Origin of the sequence: Pseudomonas plecoglossicida NBRC 103162 = DSM 15088, from assembly GCF_000730665.1 — a bacterium.
In the GTDB taxonomy this organism is placed as follows: Bacteria; Pseudomonadota; Gammaproteobacteria; order Pseudomonadales; family Pseudomonadaceae; genus Aquipseudomonas; species Aquipseudomonas plecoglossicida.
This window is the reverse complement of sequence record NZ_BBIV01000085.1, coordinates 1-4,063: the sequence shown is the minus strand read 5'-3', so window position 1 is coordinate 4,063 and position 4,063 is coordinate 1. Positions and strand designations below refer to the sequence as shown.

Sequence of the window (4,063 nt, the reverse complement as noted above, 5' to 3'; positions counted from 1 at the left end):
CTCCAACCACATCCCCGACTACCGCAACCTGATCACCAGCTACAACGCCTTCAACGCCGGCCAGTAAGCCCAGACGCCCCGGGCACCGACCATCGGTGCCCGTCCTGGGCAGCCCATCCATCCAGCCCTGCACCCGTCCGCCGTTGCACTGGGGATGCGGGCACGCTCATCCCAAGGAACGCCGATGAACACCGCACTTCAAGACAACCGCAACGTGGTGACCCTGGTCATCCAGCACAAGGTCCGTGCCGAGTCGCTGGGCGACTATGAAGCGTGGCTCAAGCGCACTGTCGGCACTGCACGTCGCCAGCCAGGGCACCTGGACGTCAACGTCATCCGCCCCGACGATGGCGGTCGCCACTTCACCACCGTGGTGCGTTTCGCCGAAGCCAGCCTGCTGCAGACCTGGGTCAACTCTGCCGAACGCCAGGCGCTGGTCAACGAGGTGCTGCCGCTGCTTGAAGGTGGTGACCATACCCAGGTGCACGACGACCCGGAGTTCTGGTTCACCCCGCCAAGCGTCAGCACAGTGCAGCCGCCGCGCTGGAAGCAGGCCGTGCTGACCTACCTGGTGATCTGCCCGATGACGCTGCTCATCCCGAAACTGCTGGCACCGCTGTTCGCCCGCTTCCCGCACATCAGTGGTCCGGTCACCAGCAACCTGATCGTCAACCTGTTCGTCATCCTGCCCGTGGTGTTCTTCATCATGCCTTGGGTGACCCGCCGCTGCGCCAAGTGGCTGCGGGGCTGAGCCTGGCTTGGCGACGGGGCCGCGATGCGGCCCACAAGCCAGTTGCTAACCTCCATGCAGTCCTGGCCAGGCTCAACCGGCATGCTCAGGCGTTGCGATGCCGCCGCTGCACCCAGAAGGAGAAGACCATGTCCCAGGACCCCACCGATAACAGCCGTCGCCAGTTTCTCGCCGCCAGCACCGTGCTCGGTGCCGCCGGCGCGCTCTGGTCCGCATTGCCATTCACCGGCTCCGCCCACGCATCCATCCAAGGAGGTTCCATGACCGCTGACCTGATTCTGTTCAACGGCAAGCTGCACACCGTCGACCGCGAGCAACCTGCTGCCACTGCTGTGGCCATCAAGGATGGCCGCTTCATTGCCGTGGGCACCGACGCCCAAGCCATGGCCCACAAGGGCGCCGCGACGCAGATCATCGACCTCCGGCAGCGCACGGTGATCCCGGGCCTGAACGACTCGCACCTGCACCTGATCCGCGGTGGCCTGAACTACAACCTGGAGCTGCGCTGGGAAGGCGTGCCGTCGGTGGCCGATGCCCTGCGCATGCTCAAGGACCAGGCGGCGCGCACGCCCACCCCGCAGTGGGTACGCGTGGTCGGTGGCTGGAACGAGTTCCAGTTCGCCGAAAAGCGCATGCCGACCCTGGAAGAGATCAACCAGGCTGCGCCCGACACCCCGGTGTTCCTGCTGCACCTGTACGACCGTGCGCTGCTCAACCGCGCTGCGCTCAAGGCGGTGGGCTACGACAAGGCCACGCCCAATCCGCCGGGTGGCGAAATCCAGCGTGACAAGTTCGGCAACCCGACCGGCATGCTCATCGCCAGGCCCAACGCGATGATCCTCTACGCGACCCTGGCCAAGGGGCCGAAGCTGCCACTGGAGTATCAGATCAACTCCACCCGTCAGTTCATGCGCGAGCTCAACCGTCTGGGCCTGACCAGCGCCATCGATGCCGGCGGCGGCTACCAGAACTTCCCGGATGACTACCAGGTGATCCAGGAGCTGGCCGACAACGATCAGCTGACCGTGCGTATCGCCTACAACCTGTTCACCCAGAAGCCCAAGGAAGAACTGGACGACTTCAAGAAGTGGACCTCCAGCGTCAAGCTGCACAGCGGCACCGACTTCCTGCGCCACAACGGCGCCGGCGAGATGCTGGTGTTCTCCGCCGCCGACTTCGAGGACTTCCTCGAGCCGCGCCCGGACTTGCCGCAGACCATGGAAGAAGAACTGGAGCCGGTGGTTCGCCACCTCGTCGAGCAGCGCTGGCCGTTCCGCCTGCACGCCACCTACAACGAATCGATCTCGCGCATGCTGGACGTGTTCGAGAAGGTCAACCGCGACATCCCGTTCAATGGGCTGCCATGGTTCTTCGACCATGCCGAGACCATCACCCCGCAGAACATCGAACGTGTGCGTGCATTGGGCGGCGGCATCGCCATCCAGGATCGCATGGCCTTCCAGGGCGAGTACTTCGTCGACCGCTACGGCGCCAAGGCTGCCGAGCAGACCCCGCCGATCAAGCGCATGCTCGACATGGGCGTGCCAGTTGGGGCCGGTACCGATGCAACCCGTGTATCCAGCTACAACCCGTGGACCTCGTTGTACTGGTTGGTCAGCGGCAAGACTGTTGGCGGCATGGAACTGTACCCGGAGGGCCTGAGCCGCGACACCGCGCTGCAGCTGTTCACCCAGGGCAGCGCATGGTTCTCCAGCGAGCAGGGCAAGAAGGGGCAGATCAAGGTGGGCCAGCTGGCAGACCTGGCAGCACTGTCGCTGGACTTCTTCAGTGTCGAGGAAGAGGCGATCAAGGGCATCGAGTCGGTGTTGACCGTTGTCGACGGCAAGGTCGTGTATGGCGCCGCCGAGTTCGACAAGCTTGGGCCTGCACAGGTGCCGGTGTTGCCGGAGTGGTCGCCGGTGGCCAAGGTACCGGGGCACTGGCGTGCGGGCACGCCATCGCTGGCGGCGATCGCGCACCAGTGTGTGGGGCCTTGTGGGGTGCATGCGCACAGCCATGAGAAGGCGCGGCATTCGAGTGTGCCGGTGAATGACTTCCAGGGTTTCTGGGGCGCGCTGGGCTGTTCTTGCTTCGCGTTTTGATGGGTGTCAGTACTGGCCCTATCGCTGCGGTTCGTCGCCACGACAAGCCAGCTCCCACAGCAGTTCACCACTGCCCTCTGTGGGAGCCGGCTTGCCGGCGATAAGGCCGGCACTGGCTCACGCCATGTCGCTGACAGCGAATTCCTCTGCCAGGTGATCGATCAGCGTACGCACGGACGGCAGCAAACCCCGCCGCGACGGGAAGATCGCATGGACGATGCCACAGCGCGGGTGCCAGCCCGGCAGCAACTCCACCAGCCGGCCTTGCGCCAGATCCTCACGCACCGCGACCCTGGGCAAATGCGCGATGCCGACGCCCGCCACGACGAAATGGCGCAACGCGAACAGATCGTCGGTGACCATGCGCGGCGTATGCGGGATCACGATGCTGTGGCCGGTGTCCTCGCCCTGGAACAGTTCCCACTGGTAATCGCGCTGGGCACCGCCCCAATGCACGCTGGGCAAGGTACCGAGCAATTGCGGATCGAACCCTGCCGGCAGTTGTTCCAGGTATTGCGGATGCCCCACCAGGCACTGGGTGCTGGCGCTCAGCACCTTCATCACCATGTCGGTGTTCTCCAGCGGCGGGAAGCGCACGCGCAGCGCCAGGTCGAAGCCTTCGTGCAGCAGGTCGACACGGCGGTTGGTGCTCTCGATGAACAACTCCACCTGCGGGTACTTGAGCATGTAGCGGGTCAGCATCGGCCCGACCCAGGCGTTGAGCAGGGTGGTCGGGCAACTGATGCGCACCAGGCCGCGGGGTTCGCTGCGGTTGCGTTCGATGATCTCCGCCGCACCCTCGGCTTCCACGCGCATGGCCATGCAGCGGTTGTAGTAGGCCTGGCCGATCTCGGTCAGCGAACAGTGCCGGCTGGTGCGCTGCAGCAGGCGCACGCCGAGGCGCTCCTCCAGATCTGCGATACGCCGGCTAAGCTTCGACTTCGGCATGTCCAGCGCCCGACCAGCGGGCGCGAAGCCGCCATGTTCGACGACCTGGGTGAAGTAGTACAGGGAGTTCAAATCTTCCAATGATCGTTCTCCAGATGGAACGCTAGGGGCAATTTTCGCAGTCTACCGCAGCAAAGGTGATGATTTTAAGCTTTGTCCATCAACGCGAAATACCCCACTTACTGAACGTCACAGACCCTTAGGAGCACAGACCATGAGCAACTTCAAATACAACCGCCTGAACAAAGACGACGCTGCCGTA

3 protein-coding genes are annotated in these 4,063 nt (G+C 64.2%); 2 read left to right on the top strand and 1 reads right to left on the bottom strand.

Translation table 11 applies throughout. The annotated features are described in order from the left end of the window. Nucleotides 1-184 precede the first annotated feature (184 nt). Together PPL01S_RS24165 and PPL01S_RS24160 are read left to right on the top strand one after the other, a co-directional pair. Nucleotides 185-751 carry an antibiotic biosynthesis monooxygenase gene (locus PPL01S_RS24165; protein ID WP_028626255.1) on the top strand — a complete coding sequence of 189 codons (567 nt, stop codon included), beginning with the start codon at nt 185-187 and terminating at the stop codon, nt 749-751. A 128-nt stretch (nt 752-879) separates the two neighbouring features. Then, a complete protein-coding gene (locus PPL01S_RS24160; protein WP_028626256.1) occupies nt 880-2,853 on the top strand; it encodes an amidohydrolase in 1,974 nt (657 codons plus the stop codon). 117 nt (nt 2,854-2,970) lie between these two features. Here PPL01S_RS24160 and PPL01S_RS24155 read toward each other — a convergent pair whose 3' ends face one another. Continuing rightward, nucleotides 2,971-3,882: a LysR substrate-binding domain-containing protein gene (locus tag PPL01S_RS24155; RefSeq protein WP_028626257.1), complete on the bottom strand. Its 912-nt coding sequence runs from the start codon at nt 3,880-3,882 to the stop codon at nt 2,971-2,973. Nucleotides 3,883-4,063 lie beyond the last annotated feature (181 nt).

Coding starts and splice junctions, on each gene's coding strand:
- PPL01S_RS24165 (WP_028626255.1), top strand. CDS start 185: ATGAACACCGCACTTCAAGACAACCGCAACGTGGTGACCCTGGTCATC.
- PPL01S_RS24160 (WP_028626256.1), top strand. CDS start 880: ATGTCCCAGGACCCCACCGATAACAGCCGTCGCCAGTTTCTCGCCGCC.